The 25,391-nt window shown below is 73.0% G+C and carries 18 protein-coding genes and 2 pseudogenes; 5 read left to right on the forward strand and 15 right to left on the reverse strand.

The features are described 5' to 3' along the window. Positions 1-25 precede the first annotated feature (25 nt). From ACWGR4_RS05540 to ACWGR4_RS05565, 6 genes are all read right to left on the reverse strand, one after another. Positions 26-1,594 (reverse strand): putative Ig domain-containing protein, encoded by a 1,569-nt coding sequence (locus tag ACWGR4_RS05540; RefSeq protein ID WP_452132768.1) that lies wholly within the window; start codon positions 1,592-1,594, stop codon positions 26-28. Between the two features lie 280 nt (positions 1,595-1,874). Beyond that, positions 1,875-2,003, reverse strand: coding sequence for a hypothetical protein (locus tag ACWGR4_RS05545; protein WP_380000819.1), 129 nt, complete (start codon positions 2,001-2,003; stop codon positions 1,875-1,877). A gap of 355 nt (positions 2,004-2,358) precedes the next feature. Then, positions 2,359-3,381: a TIGR03617 family F420-dependent LLM class oxidoreductase gene (locus tag ACWGR4_RS05550; RefSeq protein WP_452132767.1), complete on the reverse strand. Its 1,023-nt coding sequence runs from the start codon at positions 3,379-3,381 to the stop codon at positions 2,359-2,361. After that, complete coding sequence (locus tag ACWGR4_RS05555) at positions 3,378-4,283, reverse strand: SDR family NAD(P)-dependent oxidoreductase (protein ID WP_452132766.1); 906 nt, start codon at positions 4,281-4,283, stop codon at positions 3,378-3,380. The genes ACWGR4_RS05550 and ACWGR4_RS05555 overlap by 4 nt, the downstream gene beginning before the upstream one ends. A gap of 95 nt (positions 4,284-4,378) precedes the next feature. Next, positions 4,379-5,011: a response regulator gene (locus ACWGR4_RS05560; protein ID WP_395786850.1), complete on the reverse strand. Its 633-nt coding sequence runs from the start codon at positions 5,009-5,011 to the stop codon at positions 4,379-4,381. After that, the gene (locus ACWGR4_RS05565) at positions 5,008-6,171 is read right to left on the reverse strand and encodes a sensor histidine kinase (protein ID WP_380000829.1); all 1,164 of its coding nucleotides are present in this window, start codon (positions 6,169-6,171) and stop codon (positions 5,008-5,010) included. The genes ACWGR4_RS05560 and ACWGR4_RS05565 overlap by 4 nt, the downstream gene beginning before the upstream one ends. 314 nt (positions 6,172-6,485) lie before the next feature. Between ACWGR4_RS05565 and ACWGR4_RS05570 the strand changes: the two genes are divergently transcribed. Beyond that, the gene (locus ACWGR4_RS05570) at positions 6,486-7,043 is read left to right on the forward strand and encodes a GlcG/HbpS family heme-binding protein (RefSeq protein ID WP_078978721.1); all 558 of its coding nucleotides are present in this window, start codon (positions 6,486-6,488) and stop codon (positions 7,041-7,043) included. Between the two features lie 244 nt (positions 7,044-7,287). Here ACWGR4_RS05570 and ACWGR4_RS05575 read toward each other — a convergent pair whose 3' ends face one another. From ACWGR4_RS05575 to ACWGR4_RS05585, 3 genes and pseudogenes are all read right to left on the reverse strand, one after another. Continuing rightward, a complete protein-coding gene (locus ACWGR4_RS05575; protein ID WP_380000832.1) occupies positions 7,288-7,506 on the reverse strand; it encodes a hypothetical protein in 219 nt (72 codons plus the stop codon). Positions 7,507-7,757: 251 nt separating this feature from the next. Further along, a pseudogene (locus ACWGR4_RS05580) lies at positions 7,758-8,075 on the reverse strand (family 1 glycosylhydrolase); the annotation flags it as partial. 176 nt (positions 8,076-8,251) lie between these two features. Next, positions 8,252-8,470 (reverse strand): annotated as a pseudogene (locus tag ACWGR4_RS05585) (family 1 glycosylhydrolase); the annotation flags it as partial. Positions 8,471-8,503: 33 nt separating this feature from the next. Here ACWGR4_RS05585 and ACWGR4_RS05590 point away from each other — a divergent pair. Further along, positions 8,504-12,313 carry an ABC transporter ATP-binding protein gene (locus tag ACWGR4_RS05590; protein WP_452132657.1) on the forward strand — a complete coding sequence of 1,270 codons (3,810 nt, stop codon included), beginning with the start codon at positions 8,504-8,506 and terminating at the stop codon, positions 12,311-12,313. Positions 12,314-12,615: 302 nt separating this feature from the next. On the opposite strand, the gene ACWGR4_RS05595 is transcribed toward ACWGR4_RS05590, so the two are convergent. Genes ACWGR4_RS05595 through ACWGR4_RS05605 form a run of 3 tightly spaced genes read right to left on the reverse strand, consistent with a single transcriptional unit; the run spans position 12,616 to position 16,628 of the window. Continuing rightward, positions 12,616-15,156, reverse strand: a complete 2,541-nt coding sequence (locus ACWGR4_RS05595) for an FtsX-like permease family protein (protein ID WP_452132656.1) — start codon at positions 15,154-15,156, stop codon at positions 12,616-12,618. Between the two features lie 6 nt (positions 15,157-15,162). After that, positions 15,163-15,942, reverse strand: a complete 780-nt coding sequence (locus ACWGR4_RS05600) for an ABC transporter ATP-binding protein (RefSeq protein ID WP_380000838.1) — start codon at positions 15,940-15,942, stop codon at positions 15,163-15,165. 59 nt (positions 15,943-16,001) lie between these two features. After that, positions 16,002-16,628, reverse strand: coding sequence for a hypothetical protein (locus tag ACWGR4_RS05605; RefSeq protein WP_452132655.1), 627 nt, complete (start codon positions 16,626-16,628; stop codon positions 16,002-16,004). Positions 16,629-16,945: 317 nt separating this feature from the next. Here ACWGR4_RS05605 and ACWGR4_RS05610 point away from each other — a divergent pair, with 317 nt between their 5' ends. Then, the gene (locus ACWGR4_RS05610) at positions 16,946-18,331 is read left to right on the forward strand and encodes a sensor histidine kinase (protein ID WP_452132654.1); all 1,386 of its coding nucleotides are present in this window, start codon (positions 16,946-16,948) and stop codon (positions 18,329-18,331) included. Next, on the forward strand, positions 18,328-19,002 hold the full coding sequence (locus ACWGR4_RS05615; protein ID WP_452132653.1) for a response regulator: 675 nt from the start codon (positions 18,328-18,330) through the stop codon (positions 19,000-19,002). The genes ACWGR4_RS05610 and ACWGR4_RS05615 overlap by 4 nt, the downstream gene beginning before the upstream one ends. Before the next feature lie 507 nt (positions 19,003-19,509). Here ACWGR4_RS05615 and ACWGR4_RS05620 read toward each other — a convergent pair. The 3 genes from ACWGR4_RS05620 to ACWGR4_RS05630 form a co-directional block, all read right to left on the reverse strand. Then, positions 19,510-22,056: an ABC transporter permease gene (locus ACWGR4_RS05620; protein ID WP_452132652.1), complete on the reverse strand. Its 2,547-nt coding sequence runs from the start codon at positions 22,054-22,056 to the stop codon at positions 19,510-19,512. Positions 22,057-22,058: 2 nt separating this feature from the next. After that, positions 22,059-22,829 (reverse strand): ABC transporter ATP-binding protein, encoded by a 771-nt coding sequence (locus ACWGR4_RS05625; protein WP_452132651.1) that lies wholly within the window; start codon positions 22,827-22,829, stop codon positions 22,059-22,061. A gap of 281 nt (positions 22,830-23,110) precedes the next feature. Next, positions 23,111-24,496 carry an MFS transporter gene (locus ACWGR4_RS05630; RefSeq protein WP_452132650.1) on the reverse strand — a complete coding sequence of 462 codons (1,386 nt, stop codon included), beginning with the start codon at positions 24,494-24,496 and terminating at the stop codon, positions 23,111-23,113. A gap of 353 nt (positions 24,497-24,849) precedes the next feature. Here ACWGR4_RS05630 and ACWGR4_RS05635 point away from each other — a divergent pair, with 353 nt between their 5' ends. Further along, entirely contained in the window at positions 24,850-25,344 is a 495-nt protein-coding gene (locus ACWGR4_RS05635; protein WP_380000854.1) for a hypothetical protein, read from the forward strand. Positions 25,345-25,391: the final 47 nt, after the last annotated feature.

Consider the following 25,391-nt stretch of genomic DNA (forward strand, 5'->3'; position numbering starts at 1 on the left):
GCGGCCGGCGGGGATATGCGGTCGTTCAGGTGCGGCGGGCTCGGAGGAGGCGTACCGCGATCACCACGCCGATCAGGCCGACACCGCCGAGTATCGCCCACAGCCAGGTCGCGGGTCCCGCGCTGCCGCCACCGCCGCCGTCACCCGGCGCGAGGGCTGCGCGGGCGGGCCCGGCGGCCTCGACCGCCGCGGTCACGGTGATCCCGAACCGGGCCTTGGCCTCGTGCTTGGCCGGCGCGTTGTCGGAGACGGTGACGCCGAATCCGGTCTCGCCGGCCGCGGTCGGTGTGCCGGTGATCACTCCGCTGTCCGGGTCCAGGGCCAGGCCCGGCGGCAGCGGGTCGTCGGCGATCCAGTGGTACGGGGCGGTGCCGCCCTGGGCGGCCAGCTTGGCGGTGTAGGCGCGGCCGACGGTCGCCGGCGGCAGCGCGGCGGCCGGCAGCACCAGTGCGGCCGAGGGCACGCCGTCGACGGCGGCGGAGGGATCGGATTCACCGACCGCGTTGACCGCGCTCACCGTGTACGAGTAGGTCGTGCCGTTGTCCAGGCCCTGGTCGGTGTAGGTCAGGGTGTCCGCGCCGAGGGTGGCGAGCGGCGTGCCGGCGGCGGCCTCGCCGTTGGTCGAGCGGTGGATCAGGTAGTTGGTGAGCGGGCTGTCGCCGGTGTCGGCGGGGGGCATCCAGGAGAGCACGGCCTGGCCCTGTCCGGCCGTCACCGACAACCCGCCGGGGGCGCCCGGCTTGCCGCTGCCCACCCCGGCCAGGGTCACCGTGCGGCTGCCGCCCGGGATGTTGCCGGTCAGGGTGAGCTTGCCGGCGGCGGCGCCGCGCTTGGTCGGGGTGAACACGACGGCGAACGAACACGAGGACCCGCCGGGCACGTTGGTGTCCGGGCCGAAGGCGCAGGTGGTGCCGCCGGGGTCGATCGCGAACGGTCCGTCCGCGGTCGCGGCGGAGATCATGAACGGCACGTCGCCGCTCGCGGTGATCGGCAGGTTGCGGGTGGCCTTCTGCCCGACGGGCGAGGCACCGAAGTCGATGGCCGGCAGCACGTCGCCCACCTGCGCGGCGGGCACGGTGAAGGACAGCAGTGCGTGCCCGTCGCCGACGCCGCCGGTCGCGGACGTCTGCGCGCCGGGGAAGACGAACGGATCGGCGTACGGCACACCGGCGCCCGCCGCGGGGGCGTGCAGCCAGGGCATCGGGGTCGAGGCCGAGATCAACGTCGTGGCGCCGTCGGCGATCCGCACCACCAGCGTCGCGCCGGCCTGGAGCGGACCGCCCGCGGACACCGCGGCGGAGCCGGCCACCGACGTGCCCTGGGTGCCGCCGACCGCCCGGCCGTACACGGTGGCGGTCATCGCGGTCGCGCCGGCCGGCACGGTGACCCGATGGTCGCCGGCCCCGGTGACCGGGGTCTGCACCTGCGTGCTGCCGCCCGGGTCGGTCGGGGCGGCGGGTCGGGAGCGGATGCCGGCCGGCGCCGCGGCCGCGGCGGCTGCCGGGGCGAGGGCGGCGAGCACGATCGCCGCCGCGAACAGTCCCGTGCCGAGGGACCGAGGGCGCGGGCGACGACGGCGAATGACGCTGTGCATGGAGATGGACCCCCGGGTGGGCTGCGGCTCTCGATACCGGACGGCACCGGACGGCCCACCCCGACCCCCGCTTTCCCGGGTTCGGCGGATTCCGCGCGCTCGGCTTTCCGGCAGCTCCTCAGCGCGGATGCTAGCGGTCGCCGGGAAGGACCGGGAGTGCCCCCCGCCGGAAGATCACCCGATGGAATTCGCCGTTGTAGGCCGCCTGTACGGGTGCGACCCGGCAAACCTGACCATCCGTCAGATATCTCGTCGGCGAAGCCCCACTCGCGGGCGGCGCTCACGGTCGGCGGCGCCCCCCGGGCGCGGACCAGTCGGCGCCGTCACGCGAATCGACGCCGTAGCGGGGCCCGAGCAGCGCGATCGCCGCCGCGAACAGGACGAGGAACCAGGCGACGTACGCGTTCACGAGACACTCCCGACGACACGATGGAATCGGCTCGCGGAACGACGGGCCACTTCCCATTCTTCGCATGATCGGACCGCCGTAAAAGGTCCAATCCTCGTCAGGTGGACTGGGTTTGCGGATTGCTGCGGACCGGAATTGGCGATCCTCCGGCGCGAAGGGCCGTCGACCGGGCATCGTGGCCTCAAGCTCCCGCCGGGCCCGGGACGGTACCGGCGGGGTGGCCGGCGGCGTGCACCTCCCCCCAGTGCGCCGCCGAGGAAGGCGGGCCCGCGGGCATTCCCCCCGCTCGCGGGTCCGTCGCCCCCGTTCCGCCCGCCCGGGCGGCCCGGCGAACCGCCGCGCCCGGACCGCCGTTTCACGCCCGGCGCAGCGCGCGCACCACGTCCCGGATCCGCCCGTCGTGCGCCGGGTCACCCGGCAGCGGCACGGTGACCGCGTCCGCCAGACCGGCCCAGCGCGCGGTGATCAGGTCCGGCAACTCCTCGTAGGTGGCCATCGGGACGAGCGTGTCCAGCACCTCGTCGGTGACCAGCCGACCCGTCTCCGCCCACGCGTCGCGGCGAATCATCGCCCCCAGTCGGTCCTGGAGTTCGCCCCAGCCGTACAGATCGAGCGTGCCGCGATACGCGGGCGTGGAGTACAGGAACGCGAACAGTCGCCGCTGCCGCTCGCGTTCCGCGTCGAGCGCGGCCCGATCCGGACCGGCGATCAACTGCGTGCCCGCGACGAGTTCGAACCGGCGCGGGGCCGACGCGCGGGCGCGCCCCTCGGCCACGGCCGGGCGGGCCAGCGTCCGCAGGTAGCGCGGATTCGAGTTGGTGGGGTGGGTGACCAGCCCGTCGGCGAGTTCGCCCGCCAGCGCGCACATCCCCCGGCCGACCCCGCCGAGCAGGATCCTCGGCGGCGCGGTGTCCGGGTCCGGGCCGGGGTTGAAGTAGGGCTGCATCCGGGTGAGTCGGTGGTGCGGGCCGTGGTGGGCGGGCGGCTCGCCGGTCCGGAACGCCTCGAACGCGGCCCGGACCGCGCCCAGGTAGTCCCGCATCCGCTCCACCGGCGCCGACCACGGCATCCCGTACCGGTCCTCGATGTTCTGCCGGACCTGGCTGCCCAGACCCAGTTCGAACCGTCCGCCGGAGAACCGGGCCAGGTCCCACGCGCCGTACGCGCTCAGCAGCGGCGAGCGCACGAACGCCAGGGCCACCGAGGTGCGCACCACGATCCGCTCGGTGTGCTCCAGCGCGAGCAGCGCCACGGCGAACGCGTCGTGCACGGTCTCGGCGACGCCCAGCCCGTCGAACCCGGCCGCCTCGACGCGCCGCGCGTAGGCCGGCACCTCGCGCAGCGGCATCCGGGGGTCCATCCCGGTGTAGACCCTCACCCGGGGAAGTCCTGGCCGACCAGCGCCTCGGACAGCGTCCACAGCCGCGCCGCCGCGGCCACGTCGAGCGCCCACGGCGCATGCTCCGCGCTGATCGCGCAGTCGGCGAGGTACACCCCGCCGACGTCGGCGAGTTCGGGCGCGGTGGCCGCCCACACCTGGGTCGCGGCGCCGCTCTCCACCCGCTTGAGCGGCGGCATCTTGGCGGCGGTGACCTTCTTGTGCAACTCACGCCCGGCGGTGGGGGTCAGGTATCGACCGAGGTTGGTCGCAACCATGCCCGGGTGCACCGCGTAGCAGCGCACGCCGCGCTCGCGCAGCCGGCGGTCCAGTTCGACGGTGAACAGGATGTTCGCCGTCTTGGACGCGCCGTACGCCGTCCAGGGGTGGTACTCCTCCGGCGCGCTCTCGTAGTTCGGGTCGGCCCAGCGCACGTCGGAGGCGAGGTGTCCGGCGGAGCTGAGGTTGACCACGCGCGCGCCCGCGCCCAGGGTCGGCGCGAGCAGGTTGGTCCACAGGAAGTGGCCCAGGTGATTCGTGCCGAACTGCAGCTCGAAGCCGTCGGCGGTGCGCTCGAACGGGGTGGCCATCACGCCCGCGTTGTTGATCAGCACGTCCACGCGGGGAAACCGCTCGCGCACCTGTGCGGCGCCCGCGCGGATCGAGGCGAGCGAGGTCAGGTCGAGCACCGCGTACTCGACGCCGTCGGGCAGTTCGGCGAGCGCCGCCCGGCCCTTGTCCGCGTCGCGCGCGGTCACCACCACGCGCGCGCCGGCCGCCGCGAGCACCCGCGCGCTCTCCCGCCCCAGACCGGAGGTGCCGCCGGTGATCAGCACGGTGCGACCGCTCGGATCGAGGCCGGCCAGGACCTCGTCGGTGGTGGTGTCGGGTCCGAAAGGCATGGCACGCTCCGCACACTGGATGCTTGACTGTGTTTAGCACTATGGAGTGTGGAGGTTGCCTTGGCAAGGCTGTCGAGGCCCCGGGTGACGGGCCGTCAGGTCAGCCGGATCAGCCGCCGCTCGGTGGCGACGCTGACCGCGGCGGTACGGGTGTCCACGCCGAGCTTCGCGTAGATGTGGCCCAGGTGGGTCTTCACCGTGGCCTGGGAGATGAACAACCGGCGGGCGATCTCCGCGTTGCCGACACCGCGCGCGAGCAGTTGCAGGATCTCCACCTCGCGGGCGGTGAGCGTGTTGTCCGGCTTGCGCATCCGGCTGAACAGGCGGGCGGCCACCTCCGGGGCCAGTACGGTGCGGCCCGCGGCGGCGTCGCGCACCGCCCGGAACAGGTCCTCCGGGCTGCCCGCCTTGAGCAGGTAGCCGGCCGCGCCCGCCTCGATCGCGCGCGAGACGTCCGCGTCGGTGTCGTACATGGTCAACACCAGGACGTGCGGCGGCTCGGGCAGCGCGAGCAGTCGCCCGGTGGCCTCGACGCCGTCGATCCCGCCGACCAGTTGCAGGTCCATCAGCACCACGTCGGGGCGCAGCGCGGCGGCGAGCCGGACCGCCTCCTCGCCGTCGGCCGCCTCCCCGATCACCTCGATCCCGTCCTCACCGGCGAACAGGGCGAGCAGCCCGGCCCGCACCACGGCGTGGTCGTCACAGACGACGAGACGGATCGGCGTCACGGGGCGGCTCCGGGGTCGGGATCGGCGAGCGGGGGCGAGGTGTGGGTCGTGGGAGCCGCGGCGTCGGGGACGGTGGCGGCCAGGGCGGTGCCCTCGTCGGGGGCGCTTTCGATGGTGAGTTCGCCGCCGACCTCGGCCAGCCGGCGGCGCAGCGAGGGGAGGCCGTAGCCGCGCAGGTCGCCGGCGCGGGGCAGGGTCGGGTCGAAGCCGACGCCGTCGTCGCGGATGTCCAGGGCGACCCGGTCCGGCAGGTAGGTGAGGGTCACGTGCACCGCCCGGGCCCGGGCGTGCTCGCGTACGTTGGCCAGCGCGCCCTGGGCGGTTCGGGTGAGCGCGGCCTCGACCGGCGCGGGCAGCGGGCGGGGGCGCCCGTCCACGGCGAGCGCGACGTCGGGCCCGTCGTCGGCGCGGAAGCGGTCGACGACCCGGGCCAGGCTGCCCGCGAGGCCGGGTGCGTCGGCCAGTTCGACGGGCGCCAGGTCCCGGACGAAGCGGCGGGTTTCCTCGACGCCGAGCGCCGCCACCTGCTCGGCCCGGCGTACGTGCGCGCGGGCCGCGGCCGGGTCGGTGTCCCAGGCGCGGTCGGCGGCCTGGAGCAACATGCGCAGGCTGGAGGTGCCCTGGGCGATGGTGTCGTGGATCTCCCGGGACAACCGCTCGCGCTCGGCCAGCGTGCCCGCCCGGCGCTCGCTGACGGCCAGTTCGGCGGCGGTGTCGCGCAGCCGTTCCTGGTCGCTGCGCATGCGGGTGAACACGGCCGTGGCGATCGCGGCGACCGCGGGCGGGCCGAGGAACAGGCTGGGGTCGATCGTGTCGGCGAGCCGATACTGGGCGATCACCACGGCCGTCGTCAGCAGGACCACGGTGCCGATCGCCGCGCGGGTCGGCAACACCCGCAGGCCCGTGTACAGCAGCGGCACCGCGCACCACGCGAAGCTGGGCGCGGCGGTGACCAGCGCCAGCCACGCGGCGAGCACCGCGGCCAGCCAGGCCCGCCGGGCGGGCGAACGCTCCGGCGGCAGCGCCAGGCCGGCCAGGTAGAGCGCGGCGAGCAGCGAGGCAAGAGCGAACACCCACGGGGCCCGGCCGTCGGTACCGTGCCGGACCGTGTAGCGGCCCAGCGACGCGGCGATCAGCAGCAGGAATCCCGCGTGGATCACCAGCCCGGCGTGCCGGACAGGCCACGGTTGTGTTCGCTGTCGGGGCACGACGTACCTGTTCCCTGTCCCGGTCGGCTCGATCACGCGCGACGCACGCGGATCGACGGTCGTCTCCACCGTGGGCCGGCTCGCCCCGGCGCGGATCGGCCGATCGGTTGATCTTCGCACCGCCCGACCGGCGTGCCGGAACCGGCGGCTTTGCCGATGGCGGGCGGGCGCGCGGCCGGGAGGGTGGAGGCATCGGGAAACCACCCGACGACCACCGCTCGGAGACGACGCGAGACGGTCGCGGGAGATGCGAAAGAGGTAGGGCGATGAGCAACTTTTCCACGCGGGGTCGGGTGCTGACCGGAGTCTTCTCGCTGGCGGCGGTCGGCGCGGTCACCGCCGGTGTCGCGGCGGCGCAGGTGCCGAGCGCGACCGAGGCTCGGCACGACGCGCGTCCGGCGCCGGCCGTGGTGCAGGTCAAGACGCTGGGCGTGGATGCCGCGAGCAAGGCCGCGCAGGCCGCGCTCGACGCCGCCGAGAAGGACGGCCAGAAGGTCACCGTGGTCGTGGTGGCCCGCGACGGCTCGACGCGTGTGGTGCTCAAGGGCGACGGCGCGGGCCCGCAGTCGGAGGAGTCGGCCCGGCGCAAGGCGTACACCGCCGTGTCCTGGAACGCGCCGACCTCGGCCCTGGCCCAGCGGGTGACCGCGCCGGGCGCCTCGCTCCGGGACATCCCCGGCACGCTGTTCCTGGCCGGCGCGGTGCCGGTGGCGGTGGACGGCGCCCCGATCGTGGGCATCGGGGTGGCCGGTGCCCCCGCCGGCGACCTGGACGAGAAGTACGCCGCCGAGGGCTTGGCCGCGATCGCCGGTCAGCTGAAGTAGCAGACCGCCCAGAGACGATCCCGGGGTGGAGGGGGAGGTCGCGGCCCGCACCGCCGCGACCTCCCCGCCTCCGGGATCGCCCACTGGGCGTGGCCGGCCCGGCCGGCAGGGGTGCTCGTACAGCGCCGCCGGCAGGGGCCCGTGCACCGGCCGCCGGCGTGGGCCCGTACACCGCCCGCTCCGGTCCTGGGGCCGCCCGCATCGGCCCTACACCGGATCGCGCTTTTCCGCCACCCGGCGCGGATCAGCCGAAGAGCACCGCGCCCTGGGTGTTGAAGACGGCGCTCTGGAAGGGCAACAGCAGTTGCGCGGGCAGGAAGCTGTCCGGCGTCAGCGGCTCTCGGGGCGTCTGCGCGGCGCGTGCCGCGGGAATGTAGAGCGAGGCCATCGAGCCGAAGATGACCGCGGTCGCGATCACTGCCGCCTTGCGAAATCCGTGCTTGACCATGGAATTGCCCTTCACCGGGGACGTCGGGGTAATCGAATCGGCGTCCCGCCGCACCGGGGAATTCCGGGCACGGCTCCGCCGCACCGCCCGGGGATTTCATGGCGGCGCGGCAACTCTAAGGTTTTGTCGGCAAAGAAAAAGGCGCCGTTCGCCCTCCCGGGTGACGTCATCGGTTGGCCCAGGGGTCAGGACACGCAATTTCACTCGGAAGGGTGAGGATTGCGCGCCTGCGCGCTCCCACACGTGTCCATGTCCCGTGCCGGGCGTTATCCGGGCCGCCCGACGCCGATGCGCTCGCGCAGCCGGTGATACGACGCCCTCGGTGTGCGGGTCCCGGTCGCGAAGTCGACATGGATCGGGCCGAAGCGCCGGTGATAGCCCTCGGCCCATTCGAAGTTGTCGAGCAGGGACCACACGTAATAGCCGCGCACGTCGATTCCCGCTTTGCCCGTCGCGGCGTCCGCGGCGATATGGCCGTCGAGGAACGCGATGCGTTCCGGATCGTCCCGGCCCTGCGCGGTCGAGCATCCGTTCTCGGTGATCCGGATCGGCGGCAGCGCGTCGCCGTAGCGCGTACCGAGTCCGGGTTGACGCCCAGACCGGTCGGTGAGTCGCCGATCGGGTCGAGGTCGCCGGGCTTCGACGAACGACAGCGCGTCGCGGTCGAGGCCGTAGGCGGCCAGGTCCGGGTGGCGGCGGCGCGGGCGATCAGCGCGTCGACGAGGCGGTCGTGGAAGTCCGGGCCCGCCGGGTTGGGCCGGCCCCGGCCGTCGGGTTGTACACGGGGCCAGGCGATGGAGAAGCGGTAGGCGTCCACGCCGAGACCGGCCATCAGGTCGACGTCCTCGGCCCGGTGGTGGTGGTCGCAGCGGCTCCGTGGGGCGGCGGTGGCGAAGGTCCGCTCGGGCGCGCCGGGGCGCGGCCCATGATGGCCCGGTGGGTGTACGGGGTCCAGGGCTCGGTGTGCTTGTCCGAACATCGTTTTCTGGGTTAACAATTAGAATGGTTGGCTATGACAACCGGACCCGCGCCAGGCCGCCCCGAACACGGCTGGCTCCGCCGACTCATGGCGGCCTCGTGGCGGTATCGGAGCAGCGTGCTGATCGCGTTCGGCGCCTCCCTGGTGGGGATGGCCGTGACCGCGCTCGTACCGCTCGTCCAGCGCCGGGTGGTCGACGACGCGGTCGCCGGCGAGCTGGGCAACCTGGTGCCGCTGTCGATCCTGCTCGTGGGCGCGGCCCTGGTGACCTTCGGGTGCGCCTACGCCCGGCGCTATGTCGGCGGCAAGTTGTCCCTCGACGTGCAGTACGACCTGCGCACCCGGATCTTCGGCGCGCTCTCCCGTCTGGACGGCGCCCGGCAGGACGAGTTGCAGACCGGGCAGATCGTCAGTCGGGGCATCTCCGACGTGACCATGGTCCAAGGCTTCATGGCGATGGTCCCGATGATGACCGGCAACGTACTGCTGTTCGTCATCTCGCTCGGCGTGATGTTCTGGCTGTCCCCGCTGCTCACGGTGGTCTCACTCGCGGTGGGTCCGGGGTTGTTCGCGGTGGCCTACCTGTCCAGGAGGCGGCTGTTTCCGGCGACGTGGCAGGCCCAACAGGACGCCGCCGCGCTGGCCGGGGTGGTGGAGAGCGCGGTCACCGGGGTGCGGGTGGTCAAGGGTTTCGGGCAGGAGGAGCAGGAGTTGGCCCGGCTGGAGACGGCCGGGCGCACGCTGTTCGCGTCCCGGTTGCGCTCGGTGCGATTGAACAGCCGGTACACCCCGACGTTGTCCGCGATCCCCGCGCTCGGTCAGGTCGGCGTGCTCGCGCTCGGCGGGTGGTTGGCGGTGCGCGGCGAGATCACCCTCGGTACGTTCCTCGCCTTCTCCGCCTACCTGGGCCAGTTGGTCGGCCCGGTGCGGATGTTGTCCGGTCTGCTGACCTTCGGCCAGCAGGCGCGGGCCAGCGTGGAGCGCATCTTCGAGGTGATCGACTCGCAGCCGATCGTGACCGAGAAGCCGGACGCCGAGGTGTTGCCGGCGGTCGCCGCCTCGGTCGAGTTGGTGGATGTGCGGTTCGGCTACGTCGCCTCGCGGCCGGTGCTCGACGGGCTGTCACTGCGGGTGGAGCCGGGTGAGACCTTGGCGCTCGTGGGCACGTCCGGATCGGGCAAGTCCACCGTGTCGATGCTGCTCCCCCGGTTCTACGACGTGCAGTCGGGCGCGATCCGGGTGGACGGGCGCGATGTGCGGGACCTGACCTTCGACTCGCTGCGCGCGGCGATCGGGCTGGTGATGGAGGACAGTTTCCTGTTCTCCGACTCGGTGCGCGCCAACATCGCCTACGGCCGGCCGGACGCGACCGACGAGCAGGTGCTCGCGGCGGCGCGGGCGGCCGAGGCGGACGAGTTCATCCGCGAACTGCCCGACGGCTACGACACGGTGGTCGGCGAGCAGGGGCTGACGCTGTCCGGCGGGCAGCGGCAACGGGTGGCGCTGGCGCGGGCGTTGCTCACCGACCCGCGCATCCTGCTGCTCGACGACGCCACCTCGGCGGTGGACCCCAAGGTCGAGGCGGAGATCCACGCCACGCTGCACCGGGTGATGGCGGGGCGGACCACGATCCTGGTCGCGCACCGCCGCTCGACGCTGGAACTGGCCGACCGGATCGCGGTGTTGGACCGGGGCCGGCTGGTGGACGTGGGCACGCACGACGAGTTGACCGCGCGGTGTCCGCTGTATGGCCTGCTGCTGTCCGGTCCGGGCGACGACGCCGAGGGGGTGGACGCGCACCTTCCGTCGGCGCTCGCCGAGGCGGGGGCGGCCTCGGGCGGCGCGAAGGGGGTGACGCCCGGGTTGTGGGATCGCGCGACGGCGTCCGATCGCCCGGCACGGAGTGCGAGCGCGATGGCCGGTACCCAGACCGGTGGTGGTCCGGGGAGTTGGGCGGCGATGCTCCAGGCCACGCCCGAACTGCTGGCGCAGGTGGAGAAGTTGCCCCCGGCGACGGATACGCCCGACGTGGACGACGTGGCGGCGCGGCGCTCGGACACGGCGTTCGATCTGCGGTCGCTGCTGCGGCCGTTCCGCTGGGCGCTGCTGCTCGGGTTCGTCCTGGTGATCCTGGACACCGGAGCCCAGCTCGCATTGCCCGCGCTGATCCGGGACGGGATCGACCGGGGCATCGACGACGGGGCCACCGACGCGATCATGACGGTGTCGCTGATCGCCGTCGTGATCGTGATGGCGGACTGGTTCGTCAACGTCGGGCAGGCGATGGTCGCGGGGCGCACCGGCGAGCGGCTGCTGTACACGCTGCGGGTGAAGACGTTCGCGCATCTGCAACGGCTCGGTCTGGACTACTACGAACGCGAGTTGTCCGGGCGGATCATGACCCGGATGACCACCGACGTGGACGCGCTGTCCACGTTCTTGCAGACCGGGTTGATCAGCGCGGTGGTCAGTGTGCTGACCTTTTTCGGGATCATGGTCGCGCTGCTCGTGCTCGACTGGGAGCTCGGGCTGATCGTGATGAGCGTGTTGCCGGTGTTGATCGCAGCGACGGTGGTGTTCCGGTCGCGGTCGTCGAAGGCGTACACGGAGGCGCGCGAGAAGGTCAGCGTGGTCAACGCCGATCTCCAGGAGAACGTCGCGGGGTTGCGGGTGTCGCAGGCGTTTCGGCGCGAGGGGCGCAACTGGGAGCGGTTCGCCGAGCGCAGCGACGACTACCGCGCGTCCCGGCTTCGGGCGCAGCGCTACATCGCGCTCTACTTCCCGTTCGGGCAGTTCCTGTCCAGCCTCGCGGCGGCGCTCGCGCTGATCGTCGGGGCGCATCGGGTGGGCGGCGGGACGTTGTCGGCCGGTGCGTTGATCGCGTACCTGCTCTACATCGACATGTTCTTCTCGCCGATCCAGCAGCTCTCGCAGGTGTTCGACGGGTATCAGCAGGCGGCGGTGGGGCTGCGCCGGATTCGCGATCTGCTGCGTACGCCCACCACGACGCCGCCGCCGGCCACCGCGGTGCCGGTGCCGGTCGGCGGGCTCAAGGGCGCGATCGCCTTCGAGAACGTGCACTTCGCGTACAACGCGCCCGCGTTCGCGGAGACGGAGGCGGGTGTCGCGTCGGTGGCGGCGGGGTCGCCCGAGGTGTTGTCGGGGGTGACGCTGCGGATCGAGCCGGGTGAGACGCTCGCGCTGGTCGGGCAGACGGGCGCGGGGAAGTCGACGCTGGTCAAGCTGGTGGCCCGGTTCTACGACGTGACGTCGGGCGCGGTGACGGTGGACGGGGTGGACGTCCGCGACTACGACCTCGCGGCCTACCGGCACCGGCTCGGCATCGTTCCACAGGAGGCGTATCTGGCCCCGGGCAGCGTCCGGGACGCCATCGCGTACGGCCGCCCGGACGCCGGCGACGCCGAGGTCGAGGCGGCGGCCCGCGCGGTCGGCGCACACGCGGCGATCGCCGACCTGCCCGGGGGCTACCTCCACGACGTCGGCGAACGCGGCCGCAACCTGTCGGCCGGGCAACGCCAGTTGATCGCGCTCGCCCGGGCCTACCTGGTCGACCCGGACATCCTCCTGCTCGACGAGGCCACCGCCGCGCTCGACCTGGCCACGGAGGCCGCGGTCACCCGAGCCACGGAAGCCCTCACCGGCCGCCGCACCACCCTGGTCGTGGCCCACCGCCTCACCACCGCCGCCCGAGCCGACCGCATCGCGGTGATCGACCGCGGCCGCCTGGTCGAACTCGGCACCCACACCGAACTCCTCACCAGGTCCGGCCCCTACGCCTCCCTATGGGCAGCCTTCACCACCACCCCCAAACGCGCGGCCTGACCGTGCCGTTGCGGGCGGCCGGCTGGTTCGGGGAGGTGGCGCGCAGGTCGGGTGTGTCGCCGCAGGCGGTGTCGGTGTGGCATCGCATGGGGGCGGGCGGCGGGGCGGAGGCGTTGCGCCCGGCCGGGCCGCCGGGTGCCCACCGGCGTGTGCCGAACGAGGAATGCGCCGAGGTGGCGACGGTGCTCGAGGCGGGCTCCGGCGCCGGCTGGACTACCCGGCCGGCGCTTGAGGCCAAAGCCGAACAGAAACCCAACCGCCGGCCGACACTTCCCAGCCCGGCCGGCGGTTGAGGCCAGGGTCTACTCGGCCGCGATCGAGCGGAGCACCGGCAGCCGCGCAGCGCGCGCCGCGGGGCGCGCTCCGGCCACCAATCCGCCGACCGCGCCCACCACGACCAGCACCGCCAACTGCACCGAGGGCACCGCGAACGGCAGCGCCGCCCCCGTGTTCGCGCCGCCGATCGCGCGAATCGCCACCCACCCCAGGAACAGCCCGACCACGAGCCCGGCCGCGGCTCCGATCACCGCCACGAGCGTCGACTCCCAGCGCAGCGCCGACCGCACCTGGGCCCGGGCCGCCCCGATCGCGCGCAACAGGCCCAGTTCACGGGTGCGTTCGTGGGCCGCCAGCGACAGTGTGTTGGCGATCCCGCCCAGCGCGATCAGCAGCGCCAGCGCAAGGAGCACGTAGACCACCGCGACCAGCGTCTGCAACATCTCCGCACGGGCCGCCACGAACCCCTCCCGATCCCGCACCGGGGGCGCGCCGTAGTCCTTGGCGATGCGCTGCACCTCGGCCTTGACCGTCCCCGTGGCCACACCCGGCGCCAGCCGCAGCACCGTCGCCGCGTCCAGGGCCGCGTCCGCGTGCGACTCCCACGCGGTGCGATCGATCAGATAGTCGCCGACGATCGCCGTGCGGTCGTACAGGCCCGTCACCGTGAAGCGCTGCCGGGCGCCGTCGGGAAAGGTGATCTCGGTCGTCGAGCCGAGCACCCAGCCGCGATCCTTCGCGGCGCTCTTCGACACGGCCATCCCGGCCGGGCCCAGTGCCGTCACCCGCCCGCCGGTCACGTCGAGGTTGAACAGCCGGTCCAACCGGGCCGAGTCGACGGCGAGCATCTGCCGGCTGTGCCCGTCCACGAGCGAGGTCGCGTTGCGCAGCCCGCTCACCGCCTCGACGCCCGGTATCTGCGCCGTCCGGCTGGTGAGTTCGGGGCTGTGTCCGCCACCGGCCCAGCCGGCGGGCGAGGAGCCCCCGATCACCAGTTGCCCGGCCACCACCTTGCGGGTCTCCGCCCCGGAGCCCTCCTTGAGCGAGGCCGCGAACACCGCGAACACCGTCACGATCGCGATCCCGAGCAACATCGCCGTCGCCGCACCGGCGGTCCGACGCGGGCTGCGCAGCAGATTGCCCCGCGCCAACGCACCGGGCGCACCGCGCAGTCGCGGCAGCAGAGCGGTCAGCGGCCCACCCGCGGCCCGGATGCCCGCCGGGGCGACCAGCAGGACCCCCGCGAGCACCGCCGGCGCCGCGACGGCCAGGCCCACCATGCCACCGCCGACAATGCCCATGCCCAGCCCGGCCGCGAGCAGCGCCAGTCCCGTGACGAGCCGACGCCGCGGCAACCGCGCCTGCTCGGCGCCGGCACCGCGCAGCGCCGTCACCGGCGCCACCCGCGACCCGCGCACGGCCGGTACCAGCGCCGCGAACGCCGTCACCAGGATGCCCACCGGCAATACGGTCAGCGCCGTGGCCGCCTTGAACACCAGCCCCCGAGCGGGCAGCGTGAAGCCGATCGAGGCGAACAACTCCTTCAGCCCGGCGGCCAGTCCGAGCCCGGCGGCCAGCCCGGCGGCGGACGCCACCACACCGATCAGCAACGCCTCGATCAGCGCCTGCCGCAACACCTGCCCGCGACTCGCGCCCAACGCCCGCATCAGCGCGACCTCGCGGGTGCGCTGCGCGGCCACCACGGAGAATGTGTGGTTGATCGAGAAGGCCGCGACCACCAGCGCGATCGCCGCGAACACGGTCAGGAAGGTGCGGAAGACCTTCAGAAAGCCGTCCTCGACGGCGTCGACCGCCTCCCCCGTGGCCGCCTTGCCGGGCAGTGCCTGGGTATCGGCCGGCAGCGCCCGCTGGATCCGCGCGGCCAACTCCTTCTGGTCGGTGCCGGCCACGGCCCGCACGGCGATCGTGCCGACCTTGCCCGGATCGCGCTGCACGTACCGGCGCGCGCCCTCGAGGTCGAAGGCGGTGTACGAGCCGCCGCCGAAGGCGTCCTCGTCGCCGAACGTGGCGACGCCGACGATCGTGACCGGGACCGGCCCCGGGGTCAGCACGGTGACCCGGTCGCCGGGGGCGAGGTGTCCCTGCTTGGCGGTGGCCCGGTCGATCACCACCTCGTCGGGCTTGGCGGGGGCGCGACCGGTGGCCAGCCGGTAGGGCGTCAGGGCCGGATCCGGCACCCAATTGCCCGCCGTCCGGGGGCCGTTGCCGGTGAGCGCCTTGCCGTCCTTGCCGACCACCTGGCCGTAGCCCTGGATGACCGGCTCGGCGGCGGCAACGCCCGGCACCGCCCGGACCCGGTCCACCAGTGCCGCGTCGATGCCGCCGCGCTGGCTGCCGGGCCGGTCGGTGACCGCGGTCGCGTTGCGCACCACCACATCGGTACCGGCGCCGCTGTCGCGGATCAGCCCGCCGATGGACGAGCTCATGGTGTCGGCGAGCACGAGCGCGCCGGAGAGGAACGCGGTGCCGAGCAGCACTGCGAGGGACAGTCCCACGAGCCGGCGTTTGCGGGCCCACAGGTTGGCGAGCGAGAGACGGATCAGCATCGGACGTCACTCCCCTCGAACGCCGACACCGGCGGCGACTCGATCGAACGCCTTCATCCGGTCCAGCACCCGGTCCGGCGTGGGCGCCTCCATGTGGTCCGCTATGCGACCGTCGGCCAGGAACACCACGCCGTCCGCATAGCCCGCCGCGACCGGGTCGTGGGTGACCATCAGCACGGTCTGTCCGAGTTCGTCCACGGCGTTGCGCAGCAGCGCCAGCACCTCGGCGCCGGCCCGCGAGTCGAGGTTGCCGGTCGGCTCGTCCGCCATCACGATCTCCGGCCGGCCGACGAGCGCCCGGGCCACCGCGACGCGCTGCTGCTGGCCACCCGACAACTCGCCGGGTCGGTGCTGCAACCGCTGCTCCAATCCCACCGCGGCCACCACCCGATCCAGCCAGGCCGGGTCGGACCTGCGCCCGGCGAGCGAGGCGGGAAGCACGATGTTCTCCAGGGCGGTCATGGTCGGCAGCAGGTTGAACGCCTGGAAGACGAAGCCGATCCGGTCCCGGCGCAGCCGGGTGAGCTGTCGGTCGCTCAACGAGCCGAGTTCGGTGTCGCCCAGGTAGACCGCGCCGTCGGTGACGGTGTCGAGGCCGGCCAGGCAGTGCAGCAGCGTGGACTTCCCGGATCCCGAGGGACCCATCACGGCGGTGAATCTGCCGCGGGGGAAGCCGATGGTGACGTCGTCCAGGGCGCGCACGGTGGTATCCCCCTCGCCGTGTACGCGGGACACGCGCACGGCGCGGGCCGCGTCGGGGACGGTGGGGTCGATGTTCGTGGTCATGACGATCCTCGCGAGGAGTTGCGGGTGGACGGGAAGGAACGGGTGGCGCGCGGCGCGGATCAACCGGCGGCCACGCGCCGGCGTGTGGGAATGGAGGCGGAGGTCGGGCCGGATCGATCCGCGGCGGCGGTCGCGTCCTCGGCACCGCCGGGGCGTCGACGCGGCGCGGACCGGCCGCGGGATCGATCGCCGGACGGCTTGAAGACGGACAGCGCCGTGGCGACGATCAGCGCGACGACCTGGAAGACCACCAGGACGATGTGCCAGGTCTGCAGCGGCGGCAGCGCGTCCGCGTTTGCGTCGGGGGCGCTGTACGCGATCATCCGGTGCGCGAACTGGCTGATTACGCCCGCTCCGGCCACGATCACCGCGATGAGCAGCACGATCTTGACCTTGATCCACAGGTGGCGCCACAGGCCCCACGGCGTGTTCAGGCACAACAGCACGCCGGTGACCAGCGCGAGCACGGCGAACGGTATGCCGCCGGTGAAGACGAAGACGCGCATGAGCCGATAGGCGCTGTGTTGGAGGGCGCGGTCGTCGGTCGTACGGCCCACGACCGCGATCGCCAGCATCACCCACTCGATGCCCAGGAGCCCGACGGCGAAGACGACGTGCGCGGAGTTGACGCCTCGACGGACGGGCTTCGAGTAGCGCCTGGTCCCGGTGGTCGGGGACGCGTTCACGGTGTGCCTCCTGGCATGCTGACGGTTGGGGACGCGCAGTCGGGCGGGTAGGCCCGGGCAGTGCCGGCGAGGGGTGGGATCCGGTGGGATTCGCGGCCTCGGCGACGGGTTCAACTCTTCCGTTTCGCGGACCGGCCGGCGTCCGGCCGGGGGATGCACCGGGCCTGCTGCGCAGGCAGGTCGAAGGGCGGGTCGGCCGGTGCTTTCCTGCTCCCTGGGAAGCAGTCCACACGGCTTGATCTGCTCCCTCGGGAGCATCCGACAAGCCCACGCTCAGCCGACGCGCGGCGGCCCGGGCTCCCCCTACCGTTGATCACATGACGAGCCCCTCGAACCTCTCGCCCCGACACCCGGGCTCTCGCCCCGGGCCGCCGTGGCTGCGCGCCTCCGGCCCCGGAGCGCGCTGGCTCGCACACGCCCTGCGCCCGATCCCCCGCGCGGTGCGCGACGTCGCGCTCGCGCTGCTGGTCTGTGCGATCCAGGTGGTCGCGATGGTGTTCGCGGCCCGACACCAGTCGGACGCCCCCCGGGGCCTGGACGTGTGGGGCGTGCTGTTGGTCGCGCTCGGTCCGCTGGCGCTGATCGTGCGCCGGCGGTATCCGGCCGCGGTACTCTTGGTGGCGGTCGGCGCGGGGCTGCTCTACACGATGCTCGACTATCCGCGCGGCCCGCTGTTCTTCGCGATGATCATCGCGCTGTGGAGCGCCTTCGCCGCAGGCCTGCGTCTGTTGGCGTATGTGGTGCTCGCGGTGGGCTACACGAGTTTCGTCTGGATCTCCCCGCTGGTGACCACCGAGTCGATACCCGCCACGGGAGTCGCACTGGGTATCGCCGCGTGGATGCTGGTGCTCGCGGGCATCGGCGAGGTCGTGCGACTGCGCCGCGCCTACCTCGCCGCCGAGGAACAGCGGGCCCGGGTGCAGTCGCTCGGGTTGGCCGAGGCCGAGCGCCGCCGGGCGGGTGACGAACGGCTGCGGATCGCCCGTGAGTTGCACGACGTGCTGGCCCATCACATCTCGCTGATGAACGTGCAGGCGTCGGTGGGCCTGGAGTTGATGGACTCGTCCCCGGAGCAGGCGCGCGAGGCGCTGACCGCGGTCAAGTACGCCAGCCGCGAGGCGCTGGGCGAACTGCGCTCGGTGCTGGAGATCCTCAAGGGCGACGCGGTGGACCGGTCCGGCCCCGACGGCGCCCCGCGCGCGCCCACCGCGGGGCTGGACCTGCTCGACGAGCTGGTCGCGCGCACCTCGGCGGGCGGCCTGACCGTGCGGGTCGAGCGCACCGGCACCACGCGGCCGTTGATCGCGGCGGTGGATCTGGCCGCGTACCGGATCGTCCAGGAGGCGCTGACGAACACGTTGCGGCACGCCGCGGCGAGCGAGGCGGTGGTGCGGGTCGGCTATGGGAAGTCCGGTCTGGATCTGACCATCCGGGACAACGGCCGAGGCGCCGCCGGGGCGCCGCGGCCGGCCGACGACGACGCGCTGACCTCCGGCGGCAACGGTCTGCACGGCATGCGCCAGCGGGCCGCCGCGCTCGGCGGGCGCTGCGTGGCCGGGCCGGTGCCGGGGCGCGGCTTCCACGTGCAGGCACACCTCCCCTACGGTGAGCGCGCCGACGGGCATGATGGCGACGCAGATCCGCCGGTCGAGTCGGCGGCGACCGCCGGCGGTCCGGCACAGCCCAACGAGGGGGACGCATGATCAGGTTGGTGCTGGCCGACGACCAGGCGCTGGTGCGCGCGGGTTTTCGGGCCCTGCTGTCGGCACAGCCCGACATGGAGGTCGTCGGCGAGGCGGGTGAGGGCGGCGAGGCGCTGCGGCTCACCCGCGAACTGCGCCCCGACGTGGTGCTGATGGACATCCGCATGCCGGGCATGGACGGCTTGGAGGCGGCCCGGCTGATCGTGGCGGATCCGGCGCTCACCGCCGTGCGGGTGGTCATCCTGACCACATTCGACCTCGACGAGTACGTCTTCGAGGCGCTACGCAACGGCGCGAGCGGCTTCCTGGTCAAGGACACCGAACCGGCCGAACTGCTGCGCGGGGTCCGGGTGGTCTCGGCGGGCGACGCGCTGCTGTCGCCGAACGTGACCCGCCGACTGATCGAGGAATACGCGGCCGGCGCACTGCGGCCGACCGCCCCGCCGGTGGCCGAACTCGCCCTGCTGACCGATCGCGAGCGGGAGATCGTCGCCCTGGTCGGCCGCGGCCTGTCCAACGACGAGATCGCCGAACGCCTGGTCCTCAGCCCCCTCACCGCCAAAACCCACGTAAGCCGCGCAATGACCAAACTGTCCGTCCGCGACAGAGCCCAACTCGTGGTCTTCGCCTACGAAACCGCCCTGGTAACCCCGGGCCACAGCACCCCCTGAACCCCCACCAGCCGAACAGCAGGCAACCACGGGCACGCACCCACGCACAGGCGGACGCGCAAGAGCACCAACAAGCGAACGGGCAAGCACGCAAGCAGGTAGGCGGGACGAGCCGCCGAACAGGCGCAGGCGACGGGCGGACCGGCGAGCAGGCGCAGGCGGCCAAGCAAACGGCAAGCCGGCAGGCAAGCGGCCAAGCGAACAGGCATGCCGGCATGCCGGCGAGCAGGCACCCAGGCAGCCGCGCGGCCAGATGAACAGGCGGGCGCCGGCGAACAGACAAGCCGGCGGGCGGCCAAGCAAGCAGGCAAGCCCGCAGACGGGCGGGCGAGCGGGTGGGCCGGCGAGCACGCAAGCAGCCGGATGAGCGGGCGGACAATCAAGCCTGCGGGTGGGTGGGGCGTGGGGCGTAAGTGTGTGGGTGGGGTTTCGGTGGGGTGGGGGTACGACCGGAAGGGCGAGGTGGGGGCTTGGGGCCGCCGCCTCGCCCTTCCGGGCTTCGGTGGGTTATTCCTTTGCGCCTACCGCGTCGATGGGGGTGACTCGTAGGAGTCTGCGGGTTACCGGGGCTACGGTCAGGGGAGCCAGGAGTAGGGCTGCCGCGCTGATGGCCAGGCACAGGGGGAGCGGGATGTAGGGGGTCGTGGTGTCGAACGCGCCCTTGTTGAACGGCACCAGGCTGGCCATCGCCACCGACAGGCCCAGGCCCAGGCCGATCACCCCGACCAGGATCGCCTCACGCCGGATCACCGCACGGACCTGGCCGCGGGTGCTGCCGATCATCCGCATCAGGCCCAGTTCCCGACTGCGGGCCGCCGTCGTGACCACCATCGTGTTGATCGCCGCGATCGTCGCGAACCCCGCGAGGATGACCAGCATGATGTAGTTCAGCCACTTGTTCACCTCGCGGTCCTTGTCCATCCGGGCCGCGTAGCCCTCCCGGTCGTCGACCGACGTCCCCGGGTGTTCCCGGGTCAACCCGGTCAGCGCGGCGTCCGCGGCCCGTACGTCGGCGCCGGGGGCGAACCGCACCAGGAGCCGCGCGTCCCACGGCGTCTCCACGTGCCGCTCCACCGCGGCGCGCGGCAGGGTCGCCGCCGCGGTGCCCAGGCCACGGTCGTAGATCGCCACCAGGACCGGCGTGATCGGCGTACCGTCGCCCAGCCACAACGACACCGGCTTGCCCACCTTGCCGTGCAGCGCCGACGCCAACTGCCGGTCCAACGCGATGGCCCCGCCCTCGGGTTGCGGCGCACCGGCCCGCAACGCGTCGGTGCTGCCCTCGCGCACCCCGAGGTCCAGGGTGGTCGCCAGGTCCCGCGTGGTGCCGCCGACGGCCTGGGCGCTCTCCTTCTGGAGACCGCCGTCGCGCACGACCACCACGGAGGTGTTCAGCACCGACGTCACCGACGCGACGCCGGGCGCGGCGGCCACCCGCTGGGTGGTCTGCGGCACGAAGCCCGGCCCGGCCAGGACCCGATCGGCGGTGACCGCGTCCCGGGACTGCGCGCTCGCGTGGTGGTCCTCGGCCGCGAACATGAAGGTCAGCGTGGCCGCGAAGGCGACGGCCAGGGCGATCGGGGTGATCGCCGACGCCAGGCGCCGCGAGTTGGCCCGCGCGTTGTCGAACGCGAGTTGCCCCATGGCGCCGAACCGGCTCCCGAACCAGCCGATCACCGAGACCAGTACGTGCGCCAGGATCGGCCCGAGCAGCCCGATCGCGACCATGAACAGCATGATCACGCCGCCGGACGCGGCGACCGCGTCCTCACCGGTCGCGCGCAGCGCGATCCGGGTCACCGCGATCGCGCCGCCGAGCGTGCCGAGTCCGAGCAGCAGCCGGAACCAGCCGACGAACACCCGCTCGGAGGCCGCGTCGCCCAGCGCCTCGGTCGGCTTGATCTTCGCGCTGCGTCGGGCCGCGAGCAGTCCCGCGCCCAGCGCGGTCAGCGCGCCCGCCCCGACCGCCACCACCATCGGGATCCAGCTCACCGACACCGTGACGCCGTGCGCGATCAGGCCCCGGCTGTCCATCGCGCCGAACCACCAGCGGGCAAGGAGCGTGCCGGGCAGCACCCCGACCACGCCCGCCGCGAGCGCCACCAGGCCGGTCTCGGTGGCGATCATCCGCCGGATCTGCCACGGCGTGGCCCCGACCGCGCGCAGCAGCGCAATGTCGCGCCGGCGCTGACCCACGGACAGTGCGGTGGCCCCGGCGACCACGAAGACCGCCACCAGGAGCACGATGCCGCCAAGGGTGCCGCCGATCGAGGTCAGCATCTCCTGGGTGTCGCCGAACTCGATGTACTCGGCCGCGCCGCGGCCGTCCCCCGTGGACACCTTGACGTCGGTGCCGGCCACCGCGGCGCGGACGTCGCGGGCCACCGCGCCCGGGTCCGCGCCGGCGGCAGTCAGTACGCCGATCGCGGTGACCGTTCCGGGATGCCCGGCCAGCCGCTGCGCGTCGACGTCGGACACGTACAAGTGCGCGCCCCGCCCCGGCACCACCGCGCTCACCCGCAGCGCGACCTCACCGCCGGGCGTGGTCAGCGACACGGTGTCGCCGACCTTGGCGGCACCACCGGACGCACCGGCCGCCGCGCTCGTCAGCACGACCTCCCCGGCGCCCGGCGCGGCGCCCTCGCGGGTACCCGCCAGCGTCGCCGAGGACCAGCCGTGCCCGTCCACCACGGCGCGCCCCGTCTGCGCCGGGAAGGTCACGTCGGGAATCACCCCACGCACCCCCGGCACGGCGGCGATCCGACCGGCGAGCCCGGCGTCGATCCGGGTGCGCTCGGGCAGCGGCGCGGACTCGGTGTACTTGCCCTCGCCCTTGCCCAGTTGTTTGCTCACCTTGGCGGGCCCGGTGACCAGGACCGGCGTGTCGGCGTACCGTTCGGGCGTGGAGTGCGCGCGGACCCCGCTCTCCAGGAGCACGCCGCACATGGTGACCAGCATCGCGGCGAACACCAGCGCCACGAAGGAGCCCGCGAAGGACGCGGGCCGAAAGCGCACGGAGGTGCGCGCGAGACCGTTGGGTCGTGGCAGCGACATGATCAGGCCGCCTGTCGCTGCCGCGTGTTGCCCTGGGACAGGTCCACCATCCGGGCCGCGATCGCCTCGGGGGTGGGCCGGTACAGCTCCCCGGCGAGGTTGCCCTCGGCCAGGAAGACGACCCGGTCCGCGTAGGAGGCGGCGACCGGGTCGTGGGTGACCATCACGACGGTGGCGCCGGTGTCGTCGACGGCCCGGCGCAGCAGCGCCAGCACCTCGGCGGCGGTCGTGGTGTCGAGCGCGCCGGTCGGCTCGTCGGCGAACAGCACGTCGGGCCGGGTGACCAGCGCGCGAGCGATCGCCACCCGCTGCTGCTGGCCGCCGGACAGCTGCGCGGGCCGCCGCCGGGTGTGCCGGTCCAGGCCGACCATCGCCAACACCTCGGCGGCCCGGCCGCGTTCCGGCCGCTGCCCCGCGAGGCGCAGCGGGAGCAGTACGTTCTTCTCCACGGTCAGCGACGGCAGCAGGTTGAACGCCTGGAACACGAAGCCGAGCCGGGTCCGGCGCAGCCGGGTGAGCTGGTTCTCCTTCATCGCGGTCAGGTCGTCGGTGCCGAGCAGGACCCGCCCGGAGTCCGGCCGGTCCAGGCCGGCGGCGCAGTGCAGGAACGTGCTCTTCCCGGAACCGGAGGGGCCCATCACCGCGGTGAAGGTGCCCCGGGGGATGACCAGATCGATACCGCGCAGTGCGTGCACGGCCGAACTGCCGCGCCCGTAGGCCTTGGCCACCGCCTCCAGCCGCACCGCGCTGTCCGTCGGCACGGGCGACCCCATCGACACCGGCGACCCCACCGGCACGGGCGACCCGCTGCCCATCGACACGGGCGACCCGTGCTGCGGGGGGGACTCGGCATCCCGCTTCGCCTGCCGAGTCCCACGACCGCCTCGCCCGAACATGCTGCCTCCCGTGTCCTGTACCGCTCGCTGCCCGGTACCGCTGTCGAAACCAACGGTTCGAAGCTACGGATCGCGAGGGGTCGGGCACGATGGGGCGACCACGCGAATCGGGGGTGGTGTCAGCACCACCCCCGAGGTTCGGGGCGAGGGCGCGGCGGTCAGGCGACGGGACGGGCGCCCGGCTTGGCCCGGCTGGGCACCACGAAGGTGACGCCGAGTGCGACGATCGCGGCGCCGGCCGCGCAGACGAAGGTCAGTACGAAGCCGCGTTCGGCGGGCAGCCCGCCCGGACCGGGGTTGGCGGTGAGCAGCGTGGTGGAAATCGCGCTGGCGCAGGACATGCCGACGGTGCGGGCGATGGTGTTGATGCCGGTGGCGATGCCGGTCTGCTCGACCGGCACGGCGCCGACGATCAGGTTGGCCATCGCCGACATGGCGAGCCCGATGCCGATGCCGAACACGAACATCGCCACCAGGATGTGCCATCCGCTGGTGTGCAGCGTCGCCAGGAAGACGAACCCGGCGGCCATCAGCACACACCCGGCCACCATCGCGAGCCTGGACCCGAAGCGCTTGTCGATCACGCCGGCCATCGGCCCGATCAGCAACATCGCGAACGCCTGCGGCAGCACGTACAGCCCGGATACGGTCACGGTCGTGCCGAAGCCGTATCCGGTGCTCTCCGGCATCTGCAGAAAGCGCGGTACGAGGAGCATCCCCGCCATCATCGAGAAGCCGACGAGCAGTCCGCCGAGGTTGGTCGCCCACACCCCGCGCAGTCGCATCACCCGCATGTCCACGAGCGGTTCCGCGGCGCGCGACTCGGCGAACACCCACAGCCCGAGGAAGACGAATCCGGCCACGAACAGCCCGATCGTGTTCACCGAACCCCAGCCCCACGACTCGCCCTTGCTCAGCGCGAGCATCACGCCGACCAGTCCGAGCGACATCAGCGCGCCGCCGAGCCAGTGGATTCTCGCCTTGACCCGGATCGGCGATTCGGGAATCAGGAACCACGACGCGACCGCGGTGACCAGGCAGGTGACCATCGGAATCCAGAACAGCCAGTGGTAGGACAGGTGGTCCATGATCGGCCCGGTCACCACGATGCCTATGCCGCCGCCGATACCCATGATCGCCGACATCAGCCCGATCGCACCGGCCCGGCGCTCCGGCGGGAACTCGTCGCGCACGATGCCGAAGGACAGCGGGAAGACCGCGCCGCCGAAGCCCTGGATCACCCGACCGATGATCATCAGCCCGACGGAGTCGGCGAGCGCGCAGACCAGCGAGCCGACCGCGAGCATCCCGATGGTGAACACGAACAGGCGCTTCTTGCCGTACATGTCGCCGAGCCGCCCGAGGATGGGCGTGGTCACCGACGCGCACAGCAGGTAGCCGGTCATCAGCCACGAGGTCGCGTCCGCGCTCGCGCCGATCTCGGTCTGGATCTGCGGAAGAGCCGGCGCCAGCATCGACTGGAGCAGCGAGTAGGTGAGCGCGCCCATGATCAGGACAAGCAGGACGAATCCGGTCCGGTTCATCCCCCCTCGGTCGGCGCCGGGGGCATCGGAGGCGGTCGGGGTTTTGGGGGCGGTGGGCGGGACAGTGGCGGCCGGCGCCTGCTGCGCGCTCTTCAAAGCTGGTTCCTTACATGTACGGGGCACCGGCTGGATCACACGGCGGCCCGCGGCGGGGGTTTTTGGTTGGGTGTATCAACCGACTGTATGCGCCCGATCCGATATGAGGACACCGGGAAAAGAGACCCGGGGGTAAATTCCCCGTAAGTATTTGCCGCTCGAAGCACCGAAATCGGCCAAATAGTGGGCAAAGCTCGGCGCCACGTCGTATGCCAAGATCGATCTGACGCATCGTCACCTTCTGGGAAGGCAACCCCGTGACGGATCGAGAACCGGAACTGCGCATCACCCACATCTCCGAGACCCCGTGGCACGAGGTCAAGGCCCAGTCGCACGGCGGACGGCGCACGTCGGTCTGGGAGAAATTCCTGGAGTGGTCCCCCGAGCGCCTGGTCATCTACGCCCGCTACGACGCCGGCGTCGTGGTCGAACGCCACGGCCACATGTCCGAGCACTACGTCTTCGTCCTGGCGGGCGAGGTCCTGATCGGCGACCGCCCCTGCCCCGCGGGCACCCACATCACCCTCGAACAGGGCGCCGCGTTCGGCCCGTTGATCGCCGGTCCCGAGGGCGCGACGTTGTACGAGATCATGTGCGGCGACCCGAGGGCGGTCCCCGCCGATCGCGAGGGCTTCGAACGCCTGTGCGCCGAACGCGACATCACTCCCCTGCCCAATCCCCCGGTCCCGTGGCCCGACTGGCTCGCCGCCCGGACGGACGGCAACCCGGCGGCGGAGGGCGCGGCGACGTAGGCGGCCCACCCGCCCGCACCCCGACAGGCCACACGGCGGGCCACCTC

It is taken from the genome of Embleya sp. NPDC055664 (genome assembly GCF_053618075.1).